The organism is Actinokineospora auranticolor (assembly GCF_002934265.1).
Taxonomy (GTDB): domain Bacteria; phylum Actinomycetota; class Actinomycetes; order Mycobacteriales; family Pseudonocardiaceae; genus Actinokineospora; species Actinokineospora auranticolor.
In genome coordinates this window covers 16,318-35,538 of sequence record NZ_PTIX01000011.1, presented here as the reverse complement: position 1 = coordinate 35,538, position 19,221 = coordinate 16,318, and the positions used below count along the sequence as shown (strand labels likewise).

General features: G+C 72.5%; 18 protein-coding genes and 3 pseudogenes. 6 read left to right on the top strand and 15 right to left on the bottom strand.

All coding sequences use genetic code 11. The features are described from left to right. Positions 1-140 precede the first annotated feature (140 nt). From CLV40_RS40345 to CLV40_RS20360, 7 genes are all read right to left on the bottom strand, one after another. A complete protein-coding gene (locus CLV40_RS40345) occupies positions 141-272 on the bottom strand; it encodes a hypothetical protein (protein WP_281261675.1) in 132 nt (43 codons plus the stop codon). A 222-nt stretch (positions 273-494) separates the two neighbouring features. Next, on the bottom strand, positions 495-1,130 hold the full coding sequence (locus tag CLV40_RS20385; protein ID WP_104480569.1) for a GntR family transcriptional regulator: 636 nt from the start codon (positions 1,128-1,130) through the stop codon (positions 495-497). Further along, positions 1,123-1,914, bottom strand: coding sequence for a DUF4438 family protein (locus tag CLV40_RS20380; protein ID WP_104480568.1), 792 nt, complete (start codon positions 1,912-1,914; stop codon positions 1,123-1,125). Before CLV40_RS20380 ends, CLV40_RS20385 begins: the two co-directional genes overlap by 8 nt. After that, entirely contained in the window at positions 1,911-2,717 is an 807-nt protein-coding gene (locus CLV40_RS20375) for a DUF4438 family protein (protein WP_181043618.1), read from the bottom strand. Before CLV40_RS20375 ends, CLV40_RS20380 begins: the two co-directional genes overlap by 4 nt. After that, positions 2,714-4,036 carry a metallopeptidase TldD-related protein gene (locus tag CLV40_RS20370; RefSeq protein ID WP_104480566.1) on the bottom strand — a complete coding sequence of 441 codons (1,323 nt, stop codon included), beginning with the start codon at positions 4,034-4,036 and terminating at the stop codon, positions 2,714-2,716. Before CLV40_RS20370 ends, CLV40_RS20375 begins: the two co-directional genes overlap by 4 nt. Continuing rightward, positions 4,036-5,502, bottom strand: coding sequence for a TldD/PmbA family protein (locus CLV40_RS20365; RefSeq protein WP_104480565.1), 1,467 nt, complete (start codon positions 5,500-5,502; stop codon positions 4,036-4,038). Before CLV40_RS20365 ends, CLV40_RS20370 begins: the two co-directional genes overlap by 1 nt. Next, entirely contained in the window at positions 5,499-6,620 is a 1,122-nt protein-coding gene (locus CLV40_RS20360) for a Gfo/Idh/MocA family protein (protein WP_104480564.1), read from the bottom strand. The genes CLV40_RS20365 and CLV40_RS20360 overlap by 4 nt, the downstream gene beginning before the upstream one ends. Positions 6,621-6,686: 66 nt before the next feature. On the opposite strand from CLV40_RS20360, the gene CLV40_RS20355 reads away from it, so the two are divergent. Beyond that, positions 6,687-6,947 carry a winged helix-turn-helix transcriptional regulator gene (locus tag CLV40_RS20355; RefSeq protein WP_342752287.1) on the top strand — a complete coding sequence of 87 codons (261 nt, stop codon included), beginning with the start codon at positions 6,687-6,689 and terminating at the stop codon, positions 6,945-6,947. Here CLV40_RS20355 and CLV40_RS20350 read toward each other — a convergent pair. From CLV40_RS20350 to CLV40_RS37320, 7 genes and pseudogenes are all read right to left on the bottom strand, one after another. Then, on the bottom strand, positions 6,877-7,800 hold the full coding sequence (locus tag CLV40_RS20350) for a pseudouridine synthase (RefSeq protein ID WP_104480562.1): 924 nt from the start codon (positions 7,798-7,800) through the stop codon (positions 6,877-6,879). The genes CLV40_RS20355 and CLV40_RS20350 overlap by 71 nt on opposite strands. A gap of 13 nt (positions 7,801-7,813) precedes the next feature. After that, entirely contained in the window at positions 7,814-8,563 is a 750-nt protein-coding gene (locus CLV40_RS20345; protein WP_146108128.1) for a hypothetical protein, read from the bottom strand. Between the two features lie 49 nt (positions 8,564-8,612). Beyond that, positions 8,613-9,131 (bottom strand): hypothetical protein, encoded by a 519-nt coding sequence (locus CLV40_RS20340; RefSeq protein ID WP_146108127.1) that lies wholly within the window; start codon positions 9,129-9,131, stop codon positions 8,613-8,615. Positions 9,132-9,514: 383 nt separating this feature from the next. Continuing rightward, positions 9,515-10,936, bottom strand: a complete 1,422-nt coding sequence (locus CLV40_RS20330) for an MFS transporter (protein ID WP_104480558.1) — start codon at positions 10,934-10,936, stop codon at positions 9,515-9,517. Continuing rightward, positions 10,933-11,592, bottom strand: a complete 660-nt coding sequence (locus CLV40_RS20325; RefSeq protein WP_104480557.1) for a TetR/AcrR family transcriptional regulator — start codon at positions 11,590-11,592, stop codon at positions 10,933-10,935. The genes CLV40_RS20330 and CLV40_RS20325 overlap by 4 nt, the downstream gene beginning before the upstream one ends. 107 nt (positions 11,593-11,699) lie before the next feature. Further along, positions 11,700-12,011, bottom strand: coding sequence for a WD40 repeat domain-containing protein (locus CLV40_RS40580; RefSeq protein WP_342752291.1), 312 nt, complete (start codon positions 12,009-12,011; stop codon positions 11,700-11,702). Positions 12,012-13,166: 1,155 nt separating this feature from the next. Continuing rightward, a pseudogene (locus tag CLV40_RS37320) lies at positions 13,167-14,985 on the bottom strand (caspase, EACC1-associated type); the annotation flags it as partial. A 146-nt stretch (positions 14,986-15,131) separates the two neighbouring features. On the opposite strand from CLV40_RS37320, the gene CLV40_RS20310 reads away from it, so the two are divergent. Further along, complete coding sequence (locus CLV40_RS20310; RefSeq protein ID WP_104480554.1) at positions 15,132-15,686, top strand: sugar O-acetyltransferase; 555 nt, start codon at positions 15,132-15,134, stop codon at positions 15,684-15,686. 13 nt (positions 15,687-15,699) lie between these two features. On the opposite strand, the gene CLV40_RS40575 is transcribed toward CLV40_RS20310, so the two are convergent. Further along, complete coding sequence (locus CLV40_RS40575) at positions 15,700-15,831, bottom strand: hypothetical protein (protein ID WP_342752285.1); 132 nt, start codon at positions 15,829-15,831, stop codon at positions 15,700-15,702. 54 nt (positions 15,832-15,885) lie between these two features. On the opposite strand from CLV40_RS40575, the pseudogene CLV40_RS40570 reads away from it, so the two are divergent. The 4 genes and pseudogenes from CLV40_RS40570 to CLV40_RS20290 all read left to right on the top strand — a co-directional run. Beyond that, positions 15,886-16,089, top strand: a pseudogene (locus CLV40_RS40570) (iron chelate uptake ABC transporter family permease subunit); the annotation flags it as partial. A gap of 203 nt (positions 16,090-16,292) precedes the next feature. Further along, complete coding sequence (locus tag CLV40_RS20300; protein ID WP_181043617.1) at positions 16,293-17,096, top strand: FecCD family ABC transporter permease; 804 nt, start codon at positions 16,293-16,295, stop codon at positions 17,094-17,096. A 75-nt stretch (positions 17,097-17,171) separates the two neighbouring features. After that, complete coding sequence (locus CLV40_RS20295; protein ID WP_104480552.1) at positions 17,172-18,605, top strand: M1 family metallopeptidase; 1,434 nt, start codon at positions 17,172-17,174, stop codon at positions 18,603-18,605. A 162-nt stretch (positions 18,606-18,767) separates the two neighbouring features. Continuing rightward, positions 18,768-19,037, top strand: a pseudogene (locus CLV40_RS20290) (putative adhesin); the annotation flags it as partial. Positions 19,038-19,221 lie beyond the last annotated feature (184 nt).

The following is a 19,221-nucleotide window of genomic DNA, read 5'->3' as shown; positions in this document are numbered from 1 at the left end:
CCGACTGCCGATCACCATCCGGATGGCGGGCGCGGTCCTGGCGACACGGCCCCGGCAGTCGCAGGCCCGGCTGGCCGACCAGCCACGCCGGGAACGGCCGCTGGACGTACTGAGCGCGGCGAGCGGCGATGACGCGCGGGTCAGCTGTCGCGCTCGGCGTCACGTCGGGCAGCGGCGGTCGCGCGGTGATCGACCGACTGGTCGACGCGCAACTCCTGGAAGATGGCCATGGGCAGTCCGACTCGGCGGGACAACGCCGATACCGCTTCCACGACCTGCTCCGCGAGTTCGCCCGAGAACAGTCGGAGTCGACAGCGGACACTCGCGCGGTGGTGCGGGCTCTTCTCAGCCGGTACCTGCGCGAACAGGGGCGGTGGGCGGAAGTGCCCACCTCGATGGGACGATCTCGCAGCGGGACCGACGCACCCCGAGCGACCGTTGACGCGCTGGTGCCGTGCGACGACCCGGTGCCCGCTCCGACCGACCGCAGCGACTCAGAGCACGTAGTCCTCGCGCAGGTAGTGCCGGTAGAGCGTGGACGCGACGAGTGCCGGGTCGCCGCCGGCCAAGGCGTCCACCAGGTCCCGGTGCATGCGGGGCATCTCGGCCAGGTCGAGGTGCTGCTCCTCGAGCGAGGACCGCATCACCGCGCCCATCTGCGCGTCCATGCCCGCGAACAACCGGGCCAACCGCGGCTTGCGGGCGGCAGCCACCAGACTCCCGTGGAAGGCGGTGTCCAGGTCGACCATCACCGCCAGGTCCCGGTCGCGCGCGGCGTGCTCCATCCGCGCGACCAACTCGGTGAGCGGGTCCACCAGTTCGGCGGCGCCGTGGGCCAGCACGGCCCGCACCGCGCCCTCTTCGAGCACATAGCGGGCGTAGCAGGCGTCCTGGATGTCCTCGTGGGACAGTCGCGTCACGATGCTGTGCCTGCGCGGGCTGATCTCGACCAGGCCCTCACCCGCCAGCCGGGCGAGGGCGGCGCGGACCGTCGCGCGGCTGACGCCCAGCTCCTCGGCGATCGACGCCTCGATGAGGCGGGTGCCCGAGGGCAGTTCGTTGTTGAGGATGCGGGTGCGCAGCAGCCGGTGCACCGTGTCGGGCAGCGACAGGTGTTCCAGGTCAGGCACCGGGGCACCCCAGCAGCTCCGGCGTCACTCCCACATGGCCGACGGGGTCCACCCGCACGTCGATCTCCGCCGTCGGTCCGCACCGGACCGGCATCGCGCCGGGACCGTGGCCGGGCAGCGGGCTCCCGGCGTGGACCAGCACCGCCACGGTCGACCACCCTTCCCTGCGCCCGGCGTTGTGCCGGACGTCGACGTCGTCAATGCATACCAGATCACCCAGCCGCCAGTGCGCCGCCTCCGCCGGGCCCACCTGCAGGTCCAGGTCCCACTGGTGCGCCGGGCGCCCGAACCCGTTGCCCACCAGGTGGGAGGGCACGCGAGCGCGCACCGACCGGCCGCGCAGGGCGGGCAGGAGCGCGGGGTCCACGTTGAGCGAACCCACCGCACCCTGGCCGTGCGCGTGGACCGCGACCTGGTCGCCGGGCACCATCCGCGCCAGCACGTCCTGCGGGTACACCACGATCACCCGGCCCTCGCGCTTGCCCAGCACCCGCCCGGTCGCGCCGCGCGCGTCCCCGGTGCGCACCACCGCGGCGTTGCCCAGGCAGGCGAACGCCGTCAGCGCGTGGTTGGCGGCCGGGTCGGGATGCGTGAGCGTGACACCGGGCGCCGCGTGGTCGGCGTCGACGTCGAACACGCCGTCGCCCAGGCGCAGCCCCAGCACGACGCCGCCGGTCGCCGTCGGCACGTACGGCAGGCCGTCGCGGTCGATCAGGTACGGGGTGGCGCCCAGGCGCGGCGTCTCGACGACACCGAGCAACGTGGTCCGGACCAGGGTGTTCACCAGGCGGCTCCGAGGTTCGCGGTGGGGTCGTCGACGAGGTCGAAGGCCGCGGCGGGGCCGGTGAGCAGCGTGCTGGGTCCTGGTCCGTGACCGAACAACCGGCAGTCGCCGGTGCTGATCGCCCCGATCGCCACGTACCCGGCGCGGTGGCCGCGGCCGAAGCGGTGGTCCTGGTCCAGCAGCACGACGAGATCACCGATCCGCAAGTCGACGCGGCCCATCAGGTCGGTGTTGGCGAACTCCGACACCATGCCCGCCCCCGCGCCGACCGCCGACGACGGCACCCGGGCGGCGACCCGCACCCGCAGCCGCCCGTCCGGCGCGGTCTCCACCGGCAGTCGCGGCAGCAGGTCCGGGTCGAGGTTCCGCACGCCGACCTCGGGGTGGTCCAGCAGTCGCAGCCCCTGCCCGCGAGCCCGGATCGCCACCCGGTCGCCCGGCGCGACCGCCGCCGCGTCATCGAGGTCCACCAGGACATAGGCGTGCTGGCCGAGGACCCGTCCCCTCGGGCGCCCCTCGACGAGCACGGTCACCTCGTTGCCGACGCACGTCAGGTACTGCAGCGCGTGGTTGGCCGCCGGGTCTGGGTGCCACACCGACAGGCCGGGCTCGAGGTGGTCGGCGGCGTGGCCCGTGGCCGGGTCGCCGACCCGCACACCGAGGGTGACCCCGCCCATACCGGGCAGCAGGAACGGCCGCCCCTCGGCGTCGACGCGGTAGCCGAAGCGGTCGCCCAGCGGCGGGCAGACCTCGCCCACCAGGACCTGGGTCAGCAGCCGATCGGCGTTGCTGCGCGGGATCACCGGGAGCCGAACCGGAAGCCGTGCGCGCGGATCGCGGGCGCGGTGACCGACCCGTTCCACACGTTCATGATGGGCTGCGCCCGCAACTCCGCGCCCACACCGTCCACCGTGGTCAGCAGGTCGAAAACGGACTGGGTGAACCGGGCACCCCGCACGGGCTCGGCCAGCGTGCCGTCCACGATCCGGAAGCACGCGTCGCGGCTGACGCCGGTGATCGTGCTCGCCTGCCGGTCGACCAGCCGGGTGTACCAGAACCGCTCGACGTAGAGCCCGTCGGCCACACCCGCCACCAGGTCGTGGTCGGTACCGGGCGCCATCACGACGTTCGCCGCGACCGGGGCGGGCAGCGACTCCCGCGCCACATGGGCGTGGCCGGTCCGGTCGCCGACCGCCGCGCCGACCAGCCCGGCGGTCAGCAGCGGCACCACGGCCTTGGACGTGCCCGACACGTCGAACGGGATGGGCAGCCCGAACGGGTGCGACGCGTCGTCGGCCACCGTGACCAGCTCGGAGGCCACCCGCCGCCCCGGCCCGGTGGCCACGCCGACACCCGCCTCGGCCAGACCGCCGTCGAAACCGAGCACCCCCAGGAACCCGAGCAGCTCCCCGGTGGCCTCAGGTCCCAGCACAACGGTGTAGACGCCGTCGAGCAGCGGTTTCCTGCCGCGGGTGCGCACGGCGCGGGCCACCACGTCCGCCACCGTCGCCGGGGTCAGCCCCAGCCCGTCACGGGACCGGTGCAGGTTCGCCCAGTGCGCGGAGCCGTCCCCGTCGCCGACCGTGAGACTCCCGGTGGCCTCGGTCGCCACCACGTGCCGCAGCGCACCGGTGCTCGAGGCCACGGCGAGCTGGGTCACGGCCCGGCCGACCATGCCCGCCGCGGTGGCGCCCATCTGTCGCGCCGACGCCATGGCGTGCGCGGCGATCGCCACCCGGGCGGGCGCGTCGAAGGCGGCGGTGTCCTCGTGCCAGAGCAGGTGATCGTCGCTGATTGCGTTCTCGGGCGTCCACGCCGAGCCGGGACCGCGCGCCGAGCGGCCGAGGTCGCGGGCGATCGCGGTCGCCCGGCGGACCGCGTCGGGCACGCGGTCGAGCGCGCTGGTCGCGACCCGCGCGGCGTGCCCGTCGACCACGGCGCGCACCACGACCTGCTGCTCGGTGATGTCCTGCGGCTGGTGGACCCGTTCACCGGCGAACCTGGTGTACTCCCCGGCACGCGCCAGCAGCGCGACCTCGACGTGGTCGGCGGCGGCCCCGCGCACGGCCGCAGCGAGGAGCTCGGTGGCGCGGGCGGGGTCGACGGGCGCGGCGAAGCCCATCACGCCACCCCGATCCGCACGCCGCGCACCAGCGTGGACGGCGCGCCGTGGCTGAGGAAACCCCACTGCTTGGGCTCGCCCTTGCCGCACGGGTAGCCGAAGATCCGCAGGTCGTCGGCGACTGCCTCGACCGAGCCCCAGAACCGCGGGGTGGTCCCGCCATAGGAGAAGTTCTTCAGCAGCCTGCCGCGTTTCCCGCCGCGCACCTCGTAGGCCACCTCGGTGCCGAACTGGAAGTCCCACCGGCGCTCGTCGATGGACCACGACCGGTTGTCCTCGGCGTAGAAGCCCTCACCCAGGCGGTCGCACAACTCGTCGAGCGTGCCGGTCCCGGGTTCGAGGTAGACGTGCGTGGCGAAGCACACCGGCGTGCAGCCCCACCCGTCGGAGCGCGCGGCGCCGGTGAGCGGCAGGCCCGCGCGCGCTGAGGAGTCCAGTGTGGAGAGTGTGTCGCGGACGATTCCCCCGCCCACCAGGGTGCGGCGGCGAGCGGGCGTGCCCTCGTCGTCGAACGCGAAGCTGCCGCGGGTGCCCGGGACGGTCGGGTCGCTGGTGATGGTGACGGCGGGGGAGCCGTAGCGCAGGGAGCCGACGTCGCCGACGCCGATGAACGAGGTACCGGCGAAGTTGACCTCGTCGCCGAGGATCCGGTCCAGCTCCAGGGCGTGCCCGGCGGACTCGTGGATCTGCAGCGACATCTGCTGCCCGCCGAGCACCACGTCGGCGGTGCCCGAGGGCGCGACCGGCGCGGTCAGCAGCGCCACCGCCTCCTCGCCCACCCGGGCCGCGTTGGCGACGAGATCGCGCCCGAGCGCGAACTCCCACCCGGCCGCGGCCGTGTCGCCGTGGAAGGAGTTCGGGTAGCTGCGCCGCTGCACGTCACCGTGCCCGGCGGCCAGCACCAGCACGAGCACCCCGGTCTCCAGGAAGTGCTGGTGCTGCCGCGACCCGGCCGAGTTGCCGAAGTGCCGGTGCTGGCGCTTGGCGTTGACCCCCACCTGCGCGGACACCACCTCCCGCGGCACGCACGCAGCGTCCAGCGCCTCGCTCAGCAGCGCCTGCCGGGTGTGCTCGGCGACGGCGAACGGGTCCTGCTCGACGACCGTCTCGTACCGTCCGCTGTGGACTTCCAGCTCCGGCAGCCGCACCGGCTCCGACGCGCCCCGCGCCGCCACGGCCAGCGCGTGCGCCCGGCGCGCCGCGGTCACGGCGTCCGCGCTGTCGGCCAACGGACGCGCGGCGAATCCCCAGACGCCGTCGACCAGCACGCGGACGCCGATGCCGAGGGTGTGCTCGACGCGCTCGTCCACGTCCGCACCGCGCTGCCGGTACACCCGCAGTTCCTCGGCCTCTACCAGCCGCACGTCGGCGTGCTCGACCCGACCGTCGACCGCGTCCAACGCCGCCTCCACCAGCGCCGCGGCGGTGGCGTCGTCGGCCAGCGCACCCCACCCGTGCGGGCTCACGCCGCGCCGCCGAGCGGGAAGTCCACCCAGGCGCGGCGGTGGAACGACGCCTCGAACGCGTTGATCGTCTCCTGCACCAGCGCGCTCTGCTCGAAATCGCCCTGGTTGGTGTCGCCGCCGTCGAGGAGTTCGGTGGCGAAATCGGCGCAGAGGTTGGCGTAGAACAGGGCACCCCAGTCCTCTGTGGACGCGCCGCCCGGGGGGAAGAACTCGGCGGGCACCTCGCGTTCGACGTACTCGGCGGCGTCTTTGGTGGCGGTGCGGATCGTCTGGCAGACACCGAACTCCTCCACCAGCCGCACGATCAGCGCGCCCTCGGAGCCGTAGAGGCGGGCCTCGATCCCCGGCAGGTTGCCGACCGTGACGTAGGAGGACTGGATGGACGCGATCAGGTCGTTGTCGAACTCGCAGATCCACATGTCACCGTCGTCGATGTTGAGCCGCTGCCTGCGCCCCGTGGTCTGGACCACCCGCTCGGGGACGAAGTTGCGCATCGTCCCGACGACGGAGGTCAACCGCCCACCCGCCCACCAGTGCATGATGTCGATGATCGGCGCCCCGTAGCCCTCGATGGACGAGGTGGCGAGCACGGCGGGGTCGGCGTCGGGGTCGACCTGCCGCATCGGCGTGGCCGGGTCGATCCACTGGCTGTTCTGCTCGAACCCGTTGAACACGTACGGCGTGCCGATGAACCCGGCGTCGATGAGGCTCTTCGCGTACCGCACCGCGGGCGCGTACCGGAAGGTGAACCCGAGCTTCGTCTTGAGCCCCTTGGCCCTGGCCGCCTCGGCGAGAGCCCGCGTCCGCCGGAAATCCCGGTGCACCGGCTTCTCGCACAACACGTGCTTGCCCGCCTCGATCGCCGCCGCCGCCACCTCGTAGTGCGCGGAGTTGGCCGTGGCGACGTCGACGACATCGATCGAGGGATCGTCCAACACCTCCCGGTAGTCGGTCGAGGCCCGTCGCACCCCGAACCGCTCCGCCGCCTCGCCGAGCACCCGCGGGTCGGTGTCGACCAGCGCCACCACCTCGACCCGGTCGTCCCGCGCCCAACCGGGCAGGTGCGCCCACTGCGCCCACCGCCCGGCCCCGATCACCGCAACCCGAAGCCCGTCCATCGGCCCTCCTCCACTCGCCGCTTCCACCGTAGGTCGATTGTCGATTGTCGACAACTGTAATGGATAGTGGTGCGGGTCACAGAGGGGGCGGACCTCCGCACCCTCGAACGCAACGAATTGCTGACCCGCACCTTCACCCCGTCGGTGCCGGTGCGGGTCGACTACGAGCTCACCTCGCTCGGACAGTCCCTGCTTGAGCCAATCCGGCACCTCAAGGACTGGGCCGAGTCCCACAGGGCCGACGTCGACGCCGCGCTCACCACGAACCCGGCGAATCCCACGCCGCGAGCGACAGGCGGCTCTCGAACCGGCGCCGCTCCCCGCTGAACGGGTCGGTGAACTCCAACACCCGCGCCAACAGCTGCAGCGGACGCGTGAAGTCGTCCAGGGGTTTGTCGCGCAGCACCGGGTAGAAGTCGTCGCCCAGGATCGGCAGGCCCAGGCCCGCCATGTGCAGGCGCAGCTGGTGGGTGCGGCCGGTTTGCGGGCGCAGCCGGTACCGGGCCAGGCCGTCCCGCGCCTCGAGCACCTCCACGCCGGTCACCGCGTTCGGCTCGCCCTCGACCTCGAACGCGGTGATCACGCCCCGCTCCTTGACGATCCGGCTGCGCACCACCGCGGGCAGCGGCACCGCCGGGTCGAACGGGGCCACCGCCTCGTACTCCTTCACGACCAGCCGGTCCCGGAACAGCGTCTGGTAGCGGCCGCGCGCCTCCGGCCGCACCACGAACATCAACAACCCCGCCGTCACCCGGTCCAGCCGGTGCGCCGGGCTCAACGTCGGGATCCCCAACTCCCGCCGCACCCGCACCAACGCCGTTTCCACCACGTGCTTGCCGCGCGGGATCGACGACAGGAAATGCGGCTTGTCCACGACCACCACGTCGTCGTCGCGGTGCACCACCGCCAACTCGAACGGCACCGGCACCTCCACCGGCAGGTCGCGGTGGAACCACACGAACATCCCCGGCACGAACGCCGCGTCCACCCCGACCGGGCCGTCCAGGCCGACGATCCGGCCTTCGCGGAGCATCTCGTCGATCCGGTCCGGCGCCACCCTCGGCAGCCGCTCCACCAGGTGCTCGCGCACCGTCGACCACGGGCCGTCGTCCGGCAGCCGCAGTCGGGCCGCGTCCAGGCCGTGCCGCTGGGGGAGGGGGGAACGGAGCTTGCGCCTCACCCACCCAGCCTAATCACGGCTTCCACGGCGACCGCACCACGCCATCGGCGTCCGGCACCGCCGCCACCGCCAACCGCTGGTCGTAGTCCACCCCGGGCAGCGGGCCCCGCACCAGCACCGGCACCGAACCCAGCCGCGCCTGCACCCCGGCGGAGTCCTCGTCCTCGGACGGCCGCCCGACAACCGGATCCGGCCACACCCCCACCAACGACCGCTCCACCATCCCCGCGGCCACCGCCGCCACGTCCTCGGCCGTCCGGACTCGGAGCCACCGCGTCAGGTCGTCCGCGAACCGCTCCTCCACCAAGACCGTCCCCCGCCCCGCCGCCAACTCCGCGACCTCGGACCAGAACCCCTCGTCGGCCGGTCGGACCCTCGAACAACAACTCGGCCAATACGGCGTGTACCACCACCGCTGCGGGAACGGCCCAGCGGCCCGGGCCGACGCCACGGCCCGGACGCACTCCTCCGCGCTGCTCACCTGCATGTCCTGCCCCTTGCCCACGTCCACGGTGAACACGTCCGGTGTCCTCAGGAAGCAGTGCAGCCCCTCGCCGCGCAACATCAACCGCACCAACTCCGCGGCCGCGGGCAGCGACACCCGCGCGCCGTCGCGCAGGCCCCGCAGGTCCGGCCCGAACAACCGCGCGAGCAGCGGATGCGCCACCAGGTCGTCCAGCGAACACCCGCTGTCCACGCTGGGACGAAAGACCTGCACCCACGACTCTCCCGCGTCCTCGGCGAAATCCAGCACCGCCGCCACATACGCCGCCTCCAACGGCCCCCGGCGACCTCGGGCCGACGTGGTCCGCTCACCGTCCTTGGCCGACCCCAACCAGCGGCGTCACAGCTCCCACGGTGACCAGACCACACCCGTCCGGGTCCGGCAGCACCGCCGCCACCAGCCGCTCCCGCTCGTCGAGCACCACCGACGGCACCGGTCCCAGCCGAGCCGCGACCTCCGGGAACTCGTCGTCGAGGACGACCATGTAGTGGATCCGGTCGCCCTCTTGCCACACGATCCGCAGGTGTGTGCCCTCCGGCTGCGGTCCGCTCAGCGCGTCGGCCAGGTCCGGCCACACCGCGACCAGCGACCGGGGCGCCAGCCGCGCCCGCACCGCCTCCAGGTCCGCATCCGACATCACCCGGAACCACCGCGACGCGCCGAAAGACTCCTGCACGAGCACCGCGCCCCGCTGGGCCACCAACTCGGCGACCTCGGCCCAGAACCCCTCATCGGCCTGCCGCGCCTTCGACGGACAGCGCCGCTCCTCGTACGGTGATTCGGTTCGCCGCTCGGGGAACAGCCCCGCGGCCCGAGCCGCCGCCACCGCCCGCACTCCTCCGCGCTCCGCAGCATCAGGCGCACCAGCTCCGAGGCCGCCCGTGGCGACACCCGAGCACCGTCGTACAGACCCCGCGGGTCCGACCCGAACAACGCCACCAACTCCGGGTGCCATATCGGGTCGTCCAGCGACCGCCTGACGTCGGGGGCGGGGTCGAGGATCTCCACCCACGACACCCCGGTGTCCACGGCGAAGTCCACCGCCGCGGCCACGTACGCCGCCTCCAGCAGGCCCCGGTCGCTCTCGGCGGGCACGGTGCCCTGGTAGGAGCCGTCATCGGCGCGGTCGGCCGGGTCGTACTTGGTCACGCGGTAGTAGAACAACGCACCCTCCCCAGTGGACTGATCACCGGGATCCCGCCACCGCTGCTAGGCAGGTACGGAGCGCTTTTCCGGCACCGGGGGAGCGGCACCCACCACCACGTCTCGCATCAGGCCGATCGATGCCAGCGCCAGCAATCCCGCGGCGCCGCCGATCCAGCCCACGGCCGCGCCGATCGACTCGCCGCTTACCGTGCCCACGGCGGTCTGTGCGCACGCCAATCCCACCGCGCCGCCGATCTGTTTGGCCAACACCGATCCGGCGGTTGCCGCGCCCATGTCCGCGCGGTCCACGGCGTTCTGCGTGGCGATGGTGATGCCGCCCATCGCGGGGCCGACTCCCACGCCGGTCAGCAGCAGCCAGGCCCCGGTGATGACCACCGATGTCGACGGCCCCAGCGTGAAGAACCCCAACGCGCCGAGGGTGGTCACCGCCGCTCCGGCCAGCAGTACCGGTCGGGTGTGCCTGGTTCGCAGGATCAGGAGAGCGGTCAGGCGGTTGCTCGTCACCATGCCCACCAGCAGCGGCAACACCGACAGGCCCGACGCCGTGGCCGAGAAGCCGCGTATGTGTTGGAAGTACAGGGGCAGAAACACGCCGATCGGCAGTACCGCGATCTGGAAGAAGAAACCTCCCGACAACAACGCCGCGTACGTCCGCCGTCGCATCAGGTGTGGTGGCAACACCGGTGTCGACGCCCGCCGCTCCACCGGCACCAGTGCCGCCAACAGCAGTGCCCCGGCCGCCAGCGGCAGCAGCACCTCCGCGTCGCGCCACCGCGCGTCGCCGGTGCCCTTGAGGCTCAACCCGATCAGCACCAGTGACAACCCGGCGCTCAGCAGTGCGATGCCCGCCACGTCCAATCGGCCTGACCGTGGCTCCGGTTTGCTCGGTGGCAGCGCCGACGCGATCACGGCCGCCGCCGCCATGCCCACCGGTAGGTTCACCCAGAACGCCCACCGCCAGTCCGCGTGGTCGGTCAGGACGCCGCCGACCAGCGGGCCGCCGATCAAGCCCAGGATCATCATGACGGCCACCGCCGTCTGCATACGGACCACGCCGTCCTCGCGGCCCGGTGGGTTCAGGTCCCGCACCAACGCCATGCCCAGGGTCAACAACGAGCCCGCGCCCAGGCCCTGGACCGCCCGCGCCACGATCAGCGCCGTCATCGAACCGGCGAAGCCGCAGGCCGCCGAACCCGCCAGGAACAGGACCAGGCCCACCAGGAGCAGTCCGCGGCGGCCGCGCAGGTCGGAGAAGCGGCCGTAGATCGGGACGCTGATCGACGAGGTCAGCACGTACGCGGTGACCAACCAGGTGTACCAGGTGTCGCCGCCGTGCAGTTGGTCGACGATGCGCGGCAGGGCCGTGCCGATGACCGTGCCGTCGAGCATGGCCAGGAACGCGCACGCCAGCAGCGCGATCGTGACCAGCAGGCGTCTGCGCGGGGTCAGTTCGTCGTAGGTCACCGGGGCTGTCCGCCGAGCGCGCCGTGGAGGAAGACGTCCACGAACTGCTCGACCGTGGGGGAGAGGTCGTCGCCCGCGGACCGGGTGCGGGAGAACAGCATCGCCAGGAAGATCGTCGCCAGTGTCTCCGGCGGCAGCCGCAGCGAGTCCCGCTCCGGCTCGAACAACTCCGCCACCGCCGCGCTGGTCCGCCGTTGCGCCGCCTCCCGATCCGACATCGCGGGGCCGGAGTCCGAGCTGTCCGCATCGGACCGCGCGGGCGCACCCGGGCCGCCCGCCGCGCCGCGCAGGCGAGTCATCAGCACCTCCGCGCGGCCACCGCCCGCGCCACGGTGCCCCGACGCGTGCAGGGCGCCCAGCACGCGCCCCATCCGCCCCAGGTAGGCCTCCATCGCCGAGGCCACCTCCACCAACCGCTCCGCCAGCGGCTGCTCCAACGGGATCGCCGCGATCTCGCCGAGCACGTGGTCGGTGCGCAGTGCCTCCGCCACGCACGCGCTGAGCAGTTCCTCCTTGTCGGCGAACACCCGGAACACCGTCGCCTCCCCGATGCCTGCGGCGCGCGCGACCTGCGCGGTGGTCACCGCGGCGCCGTGCTCGGCGACCAGGGGGAGGGCGGTGCGGACGATCATCTCTCGGCGCTGTTCGGGACTCATCCCCGGCGCGCGCTTGCGCGGTGCGTTCGGTGTCACGCCGACAAGCGTACGGAGTGAGCACTCACTCCGTCAATCAAGAAGTGAGTACTCACTCCGACGCTGGGCGGTCAGCTGCACGGACGTTGGTACGGCTCCTCCGGGAAGTAGTGCTTCCAGGTCGACTCGCCCATGGTGGTGATGCTCAGGGTGCAGATCTGCGAGATGACGTCACCGGGGTCGAGGTACCACACGCGCACGCCGCCTTTGGCCGGTTGCGGCAGTTGTCGGTTGTCCGGGGAGAACCGGAAATCGCGGCCGGCCAGGTCGGCATCGGGTATGACGGTGGTCAGCCGCGGGGTGGGGTCGGTGAGGTCCCAGACGCGGACCGTGCCGTCCACCCCGGACGTCGCGAGTCTGGTTCCGTCTGCGGACATGGTCATCGTTCGCAGTGGCCCCACGCCCTCGAGAACGCCTCCCCGGTGTGGCAAGGCTTCGGTGTTGGGGACAGCGGGGTCGTCCAGCGAGCTGTAAGTCACCTCAGCTCCGTCGCTGATCGCGGCGAGGGCGCCGTCGGCGCTGAGGACCGGGAGCACCGGCCGTGGGATCGCCGGGAGTGACCTGGAGCGGTCGTTGTGCACGCCGGGCAACTCGCGGCACGGGAAGTTGCCCGGCACGAAGCAGAAGACCCCGCCGTAAGTCGCCAGGTATGCGGATCGGTTCGCGAGGCTCCACACCTGTACGACGCTCCGGTAGGGATAGGGCCCGTCCGGGGCGTCGCTGGAGGTGTAGAGCCACCGACCGTCGGCGGTCACCCCTGGGTGATCCGGCTTGTTCGGGAAGACCGCCCTCGTGATGGGGCCCGCCGCGGATGGGCGGGTGGTGTCCCACACGGTGCCGTCCTTGCCGATGGCGACGGGCTGGTCGGCTTCCAATGCCACGTCGGCCAGCGGTACCGGTGCCGTCCACCGCGCAGGCGGGTCGTGCGAGCCCACCGGCCAGACCACCACGGTGTCCCCGCCGAAGGCGCGTACCTGCCCGAGGCCCGTGGAGACACCGACCGCGGTGAGCTCGAGCTCCGGCTGGGGCGCGGTGTAGTCGACGGGGGCGTGTCTGCGCAGCAGGGCTGTCAGCGTTCCGATGGTGTCCGGGCTCGGCGAGATCCTGTGCGCGGCCAGGGCGAGGTTCAGCGCGCTCGCCCGGTCGACCAGCCGCACCGCGTCACGCAGGGCGTCTCGGGCGTTGACCTGGTTGGCCGCGGACCGCCTGGCGTCGGCCTCGGCCGCCCGCAGCGCGTCGGCGCGTTGCCACTGGACGACCGCGACGTAGCCCGCGGCCGTGGTGAGCAGGAGCAGCACGCCGAGCACGGCCGACAGCACCAGCAGCCTCCGGGTCCGCCGCCGCGAACCGTCCCGCTGGCGGGCGGCGTGCTTGTCGGAGGCGGCGAGGAACCGGGCGGTGCGGTCGTCGAGCCGGGTGTTCGAACCGGCCAGCCAGTCCGTGGCGGCGTGGAGGCGGGTGCCGGTGTGCAGGTCGCCGGGTTGGCGACCGCCGCGCTCCCAGACCTCGGCGGCCTCGATGAGGGCCTGGTGGACCACGGCGCCCGCGCGGTCGGCGTCGATCCAGGACCGCAGGCGGGGCCAAGCGCGGAGCAGGGCCTCGTGGGCGATCTCCACGGTGGTGTCAGCCGTGGTGAGCAGCCCGGCGTCGGTCAGCGCGGTGAGGACCCGCGCCGCCGCCGCGGGCGCGGTGGCGAGCAGGCGTTCGCGGTCGAGGCGACGGCGGGCGTCGTGGGTGCCGTCCCCGATGTGCACCAGGCGCATGAGCAGGACGCGGGCGGTTTCCCGGTCCTCGGCGCCGAACTGCTCGTAGACGAACTCGGCGGTGGCGGCCACCGCCCCGCCGATGCCGCCGCTGCGCTCGTACCCGGCGATGGTGAGGACCCGGGCCGCCCGGTGGCGCCAGGTGATGTTCATGGCGTGCGCGACGAGGGCCAGCGTGCCGGGCGAGTCCGGCGGCAGCGCCGCGACCTCGCGCAGCACGAGGTCGACCAGCCCCGCCTGCAGGTGCGCCCCGACGACCCGGGCGGGGCGCTCGATGGCGACGCGCAGGTCGGCGGCCGACATGGCGCCCAGCAGTACCTGCCCCCGACCCAGCGTCGACCAGGGCGGGGTGGACGGCGCAGTGCGGCAGGAAGTCCGCGCGCACGCACAGCACCACCGACGCCGTCGCGGTCAACGCGTGCAGTGCCTGGACGAACTCGGCGCGCCGGGGCTCGTCCGCGAGGGTGAACAGCTCCTCGAACTGGTCGACCACCAGCAGCGGCCTGCGCCCGTCGGGGACCTGGTCGGTGGCCGCGCGCAGACTGGCCAGGGGCGCGTTGGTCGGGGTGATCACGGCCGGGTGCCAGCCCTGGGAACCGGTCAGCGCGCCCCGGGCCAACGCCGGGACCACCCCCGCCCGCAGCAGTGACGACTTGCCCACCCCGGACGGGCCGCTCACCACCAGCAGCCCCGGGTCCGCGACCCGGTCCGCCAGGTGGTCGAGCACCCGGTCGACCACCGCCGCGCGGCCGAAGAACCAGCGCGCGTCGTCGACGCCGTAGGACGCCAGGCCCGGGTACGGGCAGGCGCCGTCGGCGGGCGCGACCGCCGGGTTGACCTCGTCGTCGTCCTCCGGTCGCCACGCCAGGTTCGGGGCTAGCACGAACCGGTCGATCGACTGGGTGGCGCTCTTGCGCGGACGGGGCAGCCGCCGGGCCGCCAGGACGCGGTCGAGGTGCTGGTAGGCGTCTTCCAGGGTCAGCTCGGCCGGGCCGCCGGGTTCGCCTTGGTCGAGCAGTGCGATCAGGGCGCCGGAGAACGCGGTGTGCCGGGCGCCCGGTGGGGCGAGCGCGACCTCGTCGCGGGCGGCGGAGGCCATGACGAACGTCCCGCCGGGGTGCGCGGCGACTGCGGCGACCGCCGGGTCGGCCAGCGACGGTATCGCCCGACCGGAGAAGCAGCAGTCCAGCACCACCAGCCGGTGCCGCGCCCGGCTTTCCGAGAGGTACCGGCACACCTCGGTGTACGGCAGCGCTGTCGCGGGCAACCGCAGGGCACCACCGTCGCCCGCGCGGGACGCCAGGTACAGGTCACCGGTGGAGCCCAGCAGGCCGTGGCCGACGTAGTACACCAGCAGCGCGGACTCGGCGTGCTCGACCGCGTCCGCCAGGGCCAGCCCCATCTCGGACGGGTTCGCCGCGACCGAGACGACGGTGATGTTCTCCGCGAGCATGCCGCACCGGTCGACGAGCACCCGCGTCAGGTCGGCGACGGTCTCGGGCACGGCCGCGATGTCCGGGAGCCCGGACCCCGGCACGTGCCCACCGGTGCCGATCAACACAGCCCTGGCGCCTGCTCCGTGCAACAAGGTCATCGATCACGCAACCCTTCACCGCGACCTGACCAAGATCGCTACCCTCCCACGGCGCGTTACCGCGGTCCGGAACGCGTTGCGTCGACCGGATTCGTGTGCACGCCCACCGCGATTCTCCGCAACGAGCACAGAAAGGACGCCACACCATGACCGACCCCCTCGACCGCATGCGCCGCGGCGACTGGTACCTCGACGGCCCCGAACTCGTGGCCGCCCGACGACGCTGTTGGCACCTGCAGAACCGCTTCAACGCCACCGGTCCCGACGATGACAGGGAACGCAGGCACATCCTCGAACAGCTCCTCGGCCGCATCGGCCCCGACACCGTCGTCATGCCCGGGCTCCAGATCAGCTACGGCACCCACACCCGCCTCGGCGCCAACACCTTCATCAACACCGACGTCCTGCTCATGGACGACGCCCCCATCACCATCGGCGACGACGTCCGCATCGGCCCCCGCACCCAGCTCACCACCGCCCTCCACCCCGTCGACGACCACCAACGCCGCCGCGAAGGCTGGGAGCAGGCCAAACCCGTCTCCATCGGCGACAACACCTGGCTCGGCGCCGGGGTTATCGTCTGTCCCGGTGTCACCGTCGGTGCCGACTCCGTCATCGGCGCGGGCAGCGTCGTCACGCGCGACATCCCGGCCCGCACCCTCGCCGTCGGGAGCCCCGCTCGGCCTGTCCGCGAACTCTGAGTCCCCTGCGCGGCTATCGGTCAGGGGTGGCGGCGGCCAGGAGTTCGAAGAGGTCGTAGACGCACTCGCCGGTCCAGATGGTGGTGGCGACGGCCAGGAGGGGGAGCAGCACCGCGGGCCAGCGGCGGCGGGTGTCGGTGGTCATCAGGGCGGTGACGCGGCGTGGGACCGTGCCGGGGTGGCGCTCGGCGCCCTGGCCATGGGCAGCGGCCTCAACGCCATCGCGTTGGGGGAGGAGACCGGCCGGGCTCTCGGCGCGAACGTCACCGCCCTGCGCGCGGGCGGCGCCGTCGCGGTCACCCTGTTGTGCGGCGCGGCCACCGCGGCGGCGGGTCCGGTCGCGTTCGGCGGTCTCACCGTCCCGCACATCGCCCGTGTGGTCACCGGCCCGGACAACCGGTGGGTGCTGCCCTACTCCGGTGTGCTGGGCGCGGTCCTGGTGCTGGGCGCGGGCGTCCTGGGGGGGCGTGGTGTCGGCGCCGGGCGAGGTGGAGGTCGGGATCGTCATGGCGCTGATCGGCGCACCATCCTGCGAACCCTCTTCGGCGACGGCCCCACGCGGACTGGAACTGGTGGTCAACCGCTTCCCGCCTGCCCCGCCTCTTGGTGGCCATCGCCGTCGGCCTGGCCCTGGGTGCCGCCGGCGCGATATTCCAAAGCGTCTCCGCGAACCCCCTGGGCAGCCCCGACATCATCGGCTTCACCACCGGCTCGGCAACCGGCGCCCTCCTGGTCCTGCTCTTCTGGCGCGGCGGCCCCATCGGCGTACCCCTGGGTTCGGTCCTGGGCGGCCTGGCCGCGGCGGTCCTCGTCTACCTGCTCGCCTACCGCAACGGCATCCACGGAACCCGCCTGATCCCGGTCGGTATCGGCGTCAGCGCCGTCCTCTTCGCCGCCAACGGCTTCCTCCTCAGCCGCGCCTCGCTGCGAGAGGCCCGCAACGCCCAACTCTGGCTGGTGGGCAGCCTCAACGGCCGCGGCTGGGACGAGGCCACTCCCGCCTGGATCGCGTTGGCCGTCCTGCTCCCCCTCGCGCTCCTGCTGGGCAGGCGGCTGGCCATGCTCGAACTGGGCGACGAAACCGCCCTCTCCCGCGGCGTCCCCGTCGAGCGTTCCCGCCTCTACCTGGTCCTTGCCGGTGTCGGCCTCACCGCCCTGGCCACCGCCGCGGCGGGCCCCATCACCTTCGTGGCCTTGGTCGCCCCTCAGATCACCCACGGCCTGGTCCGCTCCGGCAGTGCCAACCTGGCCACTTCGGGCCTCACCGGCGCCCTGCTCCTGGTCACCGCCGACCAGGTGGGCCAACACCTCGTCCCCCGAGTCCAACTCCCCGTCGGGCTGACCACAGGGGCACTCGGCGGCGCCTACCTGATCTGGCTCCTCACCAACGAATGGCGCGCCAAACGCTGACCGGTGCTCGACGGAACTCGACGGCGAGGTCGCGCGTTCATGATCGTGTTGCCTCGAAACGGTGGGAGATGGGTCATGTCCCGTGCTCGAGTCGTGTGGGCGCTGCTCGCCGTCACCGCGGTCGGCGCCTGCACCACGTCGCCGGGGCCCGCGGATCCCAGCCGCACGCCGGGACCTTCTGGTACCGGCGGCCTGCCCGGCGCGGCGGGCGTCGGCGATCCGTACTACCCGGAGGACGGGAACGGGGGCTACGACGTCCTCGGCTACGACGTGGCGATCCGGTACGACCCGAGTTCGGACGAGTTCGGCGGTGACACGACCGTCACCGCCGTGGCGTCCGCCGACCTGAGCCGGTTCAACCTGGACCTCATCGGGTTCCAGGTCGGCGCGGTCGAGATCGACGGCAAGCCCGCGAAGTTCGCCCGCGCGGGCGTGCACGAGCTGGTGATCACCCCTCCCGCGACCGTGACCAAGGGGGCGACCTTCCGCACCAGGGTCACCTACTCGGGAACCCCTGAGGGGGAGGACGATCCGTCGACGGACGGCGACGGTTGGCGCAAGGCCCGGTCCGGCGGCGTGTTCGTTGCCGGGCAGCCGCACTCGGCGAGCACCTGGTTCCCGGTCAACGACCACCCGTCGGACAAGGCCACGTTCCGGTTGACCGCCCGGGTGCCCGACGGGTGGAGCGTGATCGGCAACGGCCGCGAGGAACCGCCGTACAGCGCGGACGGCTGGACCACCTACACCTGGGTCGAGGCGAACCGGATCGCGCCGTACCTGACGACGGTCGGCATCGATCACTGGACGTTCGACCGGTCGACCTACCACGGGCTCCCGCTGGTCAGCGCCTACGCCCCGGGTGTCGAGTTCCAGCGGGCCACCGAGGCCCGGCTGCCCGAGGTCCTGGACTTCCTGGCGAGCAAGTTCGGCCCCTACCCGCAGGACGCGGCGGGCGGCATCTTCATCAACGAGGACATCGGTTTCGCCGTGGAACTGCAGACCCGCCCCATCTACGGCACCGAGGACGACCTGGGGATCGTCGTGCACGAGCAGGCCCACCAGTGGTTCGGCAACAGCGTCTCCCTCAACCGCTGGTCCGACATCTGCCTCAACGAGTGCTTCGCCAGCTACGCGGAATGGCTGTGGGACGAGGCCAAGAACGACACCGACCTGGACGAGACCTACCGCCAAGCCGTCGCCAAAGCCGACGACGCCTTCTGGAACCGCCCCCTGCTCGACATGGGCCCCGGCAAGGAGTTCACCGCCGTCTACGACAAGGGCAAGCTCGCCATGCACGCCCTGCGCCGCACCCTGGGCGAGGCCAAGTTCGACCAGCTCCTCACACGCTGGACCAGCGAACACCGCGACGGCAACGCCAACTGGGCCGACCTGGAGAAACTCGTCAACGACATCGCGGGCCAAGACCAGACCGCGTTCCTGACCGAGTGGTTCCACAAGGCAGCCAAGCCCAGCGACCGGTTCCTCTACCCGGGCTCACTGCGCGAGTAGGCCACCGCGCACCAACCCGCCCAGCCGAGAGCTGGCACAAGCCGCGCCGCGAACGGCGAGAGGACACCCCCAAGGCGCGCACGGGCTCGGGCCGACGGCGAGACGGTCCTCGCCGGTCACGGTGTGCACTAGGCCGGTGACGGTGACGGTGACGTCCCACCGGGCACTACGCTGAAGATGCACGTCCAAGACGGCGAGAAGCTCAAGGACGCGGACGGGCTGGCGGTCGAACTCGGCACGTACTCCGGGGAGCCGGCGGAGGTGTTCGGACCGGGTGACCGGGTACCGAACTACACGCTGCTGCCGCCGGAGAACCTCAACATCGCGTCCGGGTCGTACACGGTGGGCCAGCGCGCCCAGTTGAGTGAACTCCTGATCTCGGACATGGGGATATGCCACTGGGCGGCCTGCCGGGAGTTCAGAGTGCGCTAGTGCACCGACGAAGTGGAGGAGTCCGGTGGTGGTCCTCCAACACGCAAACGCGGGATCCATCCCCACTCGGAGTGTGACGCTCCGTGTTGGGATGATCATGTCCTGAATTTGTCAGGACCGTTGAGAGGCCTGGCAGGAACCTTGACCCTGCCGTGGGTGTGACTCAATGTCACGGCCTTGATTG

What these genes read in the sequence shown, in the direction of transcription:
- CLV40_RS40580 (WP_342752291.1), bottom strand. Translation starts at nt 12,011, where the DNA reads ATGACCATGTCCGCAGACGGAACCAGACTCGCGACGTCCGGGGTGGAC.
- CLV40_RS40575 (WP_342752285.1), bottom strand. Translation starts at nt 15,831, where the DNA reads ATGACCACCGACACCCGCCGCCGCTGGCCCGCGGTGCTGCTCCCCCTC.
- CLV40_RS20310 (WP_104480554.1), top strand. Translation starts at nt 15,132, where the DNA reads ATGACCGACCCCCTCGACCGCATGCGCCGCGGCGACTGGTACCTCGAC.
- CLV40_RS20295 (WP_104480552.1), top strand. Translation starts at nt 17,172, where the DNA reads ATGTCCCGTGCTCGAGTCGTGTGGGCGCTGCTCGCCGTCACCGCGGTC.
- CLV40_RS20325 (WP_104480557.1), bottom strand. Translation starts at nt 11,592, where the DNA reads ATGAGTCCCGAACAGCGCCGAGAGATGATCGTCCGCACCGCCCTCCCC.
- CLV40_RS20360 (WP_104480564.1), bottom strand. Translation starts at nt 6,620, where the DNA reads ATGGACGGGCTTCGGGTTGCGGTGATCGGGGCCGGGCGGTGGGCGCAG.
- CLV40_RS20370 (WP_104480566.1), bottom strand. Translation starts at nt 4,036, where the DNA reads ATGGGCTTCGCCGCGCCCGTCGACCCCGCCCGCGCCACCGAGCTCCTC.